Here is a 3024-nt window from a genome sequence, read left to right as displayed (position 1 = left end):
AGCTCTTCCGCGCTACCACGCACCCCGCGGCGCTGTTGCCCGTTGAAGGAAGGATGCCTTCGCTCGACGGCGCGACCGGGTGGCTCAACTCGCCGCCACTGACGGCCGCCGCCTTGCGCGGCCACGTCGTCTTGATCAACTTCTGGACCTACACCTGCATCAACTGGCTCCGCACCCGTGCCTACGTCTGCGCCTGGGCCGAGAAGTACAAGGACCAGGGTCTGCTCGTGATCGGCGTCCACACCCCGGAGTTCGACTTCGAGCACGACCCCGACAACGTCCGCCGAGCCGCCGAGGACCTGCGGGTCGACTATCCGGTCGCGATCGACAGCGACTACGCCATCTGGAATGCGTTCGACAACCACTACTGGCCGGCCTTCTACTTCGTCGATGCCCAAGGGCAGATCCGGCACCGTCGCTTCGGCGAGGGTGAGTACGAAATGTCCGAGATGATCCTGCAGCAACTGCTGAGCGAGGCCGGCAGCGGCGGCACCGACCAGCAGCTGACTTCGGTCGACGCCCGCGGGGTGGAAGCCGCTGCCGACTGGGCCAGCCTGCGGTCCCCGGAAAACTACCTCGGCTCTGAGCGCACCCAGAACTTCGCGTTGTTCCCTGGCGCAGACCTCGGCACGCGGCACGGCTATGCCGCCCCCAGACGGTTGCACCTCAACCACTGGGCCCTTGCCGGTGACTGGACGGTGCAGGCGCAGGACACGGTGCTGAACCAGGCCGGTGGGCGGATCCTCTACCGCTTCCACGCCCGCGACCTTCACCTGGTCATGGGACCGGCAGCGCGAGGCACGCCCGCGCGGTTCCACGTGCGCATCGACAGCCAGCCCCCAGGAGCCGCCCACGGCACCGACGTCGACGACCAGGGCAACGGCACCGTCACCGAACCACGGCTCTACCAACTCATCCGCCAGCCCGGCCCCATCACCGAGCGCACCTTCGAGGCCACCTTCCTCGACCCAGGCGTCCACGCCTACGCCTTCACCTTCGGCTAGGTCGGGGACACGTGGACAGCTGGCTGACCGATCACCTCGCCATGACGACGACCGGCCTTCCCCGGCTGGAATCCTCCAGAGCGTGGCGCCGGGGTCCTGGAGGTCGCCTACGACCAGGCCGGCCCCGCCGACGGCCACCGGTGCTGCTGCTGCACGGCTCCCCCCTCGAGGCGATCAACCGAACAGCTCTCGGAATCCCTCCCGCCATGACGGGTACTCCAGGGTCAGCCCCAACTCAGACTTGGCCTTGGCGTTGCTGGCCGCGCGGAGCTGGGTGCCGTAGTACACGGCTTGAACGCCGATCTGTTCCTCGGCCTCCTCCTCGGAGACGCGCCGCGGCGGAGGGGCGTCCAGGATTTCGGCCAGGTACGGCAGCCACTCAGCCTGGGGGGCGGGCTCGTCGCCCACGACGTTGTAGATGCCGGGGCTTCCCCTGTCGACCGCTTGCACGGTGGCCGACACTGCGTCGCGGACGTGAACAAACGGATACCGGCCGGCGCCCTCGCCGACAATCGGCACGTCGCCCGACTTGACCCCTGTTGCCCATTCTCCACCCGGCCCGATCGCGGTGCCTTCACCGTAGAGAAATCCGTATCGAAGGACGACGCCTTCGATCCCCGGTGTGCCCAACACCAGTGTTTCGGCCGCGATGTTCGCCTGTATGTGGCTTCGGATCGGCTCCGGGGCTTCCAGGTACAGGGGTGACGACTCGTCGGTGGGGTCCGATCCGACCGGCTGGGTCATGAAGCTGGCGCTCTGCGCAACAACCCGACGGGTGCCGGCTTCGCGAGCCGCCGGCATCAGTGTCTTCGTGCCCTCGCTCCGCAGCCGGTTGGTCACTGCCAGCCACGTCGCGTAGTCACGAGACGGCACGGAGAGCGCCGTGATCTGGTTGATGATCACCTCCGGTTCGGTCTCGAGGATCGCCCGACGCACCGCAGCATCGTCGAGCTCGTCCATCAATGCCGGCCGCGCCCCGAGTGCCTCGATGATGGAGAAGTTCTCGGTCCGGTGGGTGCTGGCCGTGACCTCGTGGCCCCGGTCCACCAGCGCCTCGACGAGGGGCCGACCCAAGACCCCTGTTCCCCCCGCGACGAAAATCCGCACGGTCGTCTCCTCGCTGTGACGAGGTAGCTCTGCCGGGCTGTCGCGGGAAACAGGTTCACCACCTACCGTGCCGCGGCCTGCTCGTCGCCCGGCGGTCGACCAAGACTGTACGGCCGATCGCCTAGCCAGACCGATTGGCGGCATCGTCGGCTACGCCACCGCGAGAGCAGCTGGGCCGATCGTGTCCCGGTGCCCTTCGCCGTCGCGGGCCAGGGTGGTGGTGTACCCGGCCACGGGCCACAGCCCCAACTGGGAGCGCCCGGAACGGGTCGCCGCCGACCTGGACACCTTCATGCGCCAGGGCTGATCGACTCGCCGCCTCAGGACCCCCCCTGCGCCAGCTGCGGATGGCCTGCGTGGAGCCTCCGGGATGGCTGAGCACGCCGAGCACCGGTGGCGGCAACGACCCCTGCTAGCGGGTAGGCCAGGATTCCACCTAGTGGGGCACGAATCTGGGGGCTCGCCACGACGACAGCAGGCCGCCGGTGCGGGATCGTCGGACCGGGCCTGCTCACCCACGCAAGCACCGGGACGGAATGGCTGATCTCTGTGGGCAGCGATAGGTACGAAGAGAGGATGATATGACCGCGTTGGGAACCATCGTCGTGGTCCTCGCCGTGCTGGCCCTGCTCGGGCTGGCCCTATCCGTTCGGATCGTCCAGCAATACGAGAAGGGAGTCCTGTTTCGGCTCGGCCGGGTCATAGGAGTCCGGGAGCCCGGCCTGCGGTTGATCGTGCCGCTGATCGAGGTGCTGCGGCGGGTGTCGCTGCGGATTGTCACCATGCCGATCCAGTCCCAGGGCATCATCACCCGCGACAACGTCAGCATCGACGTCTCCGCCGTGGCCTACTACCGCGTGACCGATGCGGTCAGGTCGGTGGTCGCGATCGAGAACGTCGCCGCCGCCATCGA

4 protein-coding genes are annotated in these 3024 nt (G+C 68.0%); 2 read left to right on the top strand and 2 right to left on the bottom strand.

Going from position 1 to position 3024, the window contains the following annotated elements; genetic code table 11:
- Positions 1 to 1004: redoxin family protein (locus VGR06_RS39185; RefSeq protein ID WP_327564299.1), on the top strand; the 1004-nt coding region annotated here is incomplete at its 5' end.
- Between the two features lie 174 nt (positions 1005 to 1178).
- Here the strand turns inward: VGR06_RS39185 and VGR06_RS39180 are convergent.
- Both VGR06_RS39180 and VGR06_RS39175 read right to left on the bottom strand, forming a co-directional pair.
- Positions 1179 to 2111 (bottom strand): NAD(P)-dependent oxidoreductase, encoded by a 933-nt coding sequence (locus VGR06_RS39180; protein ID WP_327564298.1) that lies wholly within the window; start codon positions 2109 to 2111, stop codon positions 1179 to 1181.
- 150 nt (positions 2112 to 2261) lie between these two features.
- Positions 2262 to 2405, bottom strand: coding sequence for a hypothetical protein (locus tag VGR06_RS39175; RefSeq protein ID WP_327564297.1), 144 nt, complete (start codon positions 2403 to 2405; stop codon positions 2262 to 2264).
- Positions 2406 to 2692: 287 nt separating this feature from the next.
- Between VGR06_RS39175 and VGR06_RS39170 the strand changes: the two genes are divergently transcribed.
- Positions 2693 to 3024, top strand: a 332-nt coding sequence (locus VGR06_RS39170) for an SPFH domain-containing protein (RefSeq protein ID WP_327564296.1), incomplete at its 3' end; no start/stop codon positions are given.

Source organism: Actinophytocola sp. (genome assembly GCF_036002505.1).
In the GTDB taxonomy this organism is placed as follows: domain Bacteria; phylum Actinomycetota; class Actinomycetes; order Mycobacteriales; family Pseudonocardiaceae; genus DASYTH01.
The sequence above is the reverse complement of the archived record's forward strand: the minus strand, read 5'-3'. Positions and strand labels throughout refer to the sequence as shown.

Coding starts and splice junctions, on each gene's coding strand:
- VGR06_RS39175 (WP_327564297.1), bottom strand. CDS start 2,405: ATGAAGGTGTCCAGGTCGGCGGCGACCCGTTCCGGGCGCTCCCAGTTG.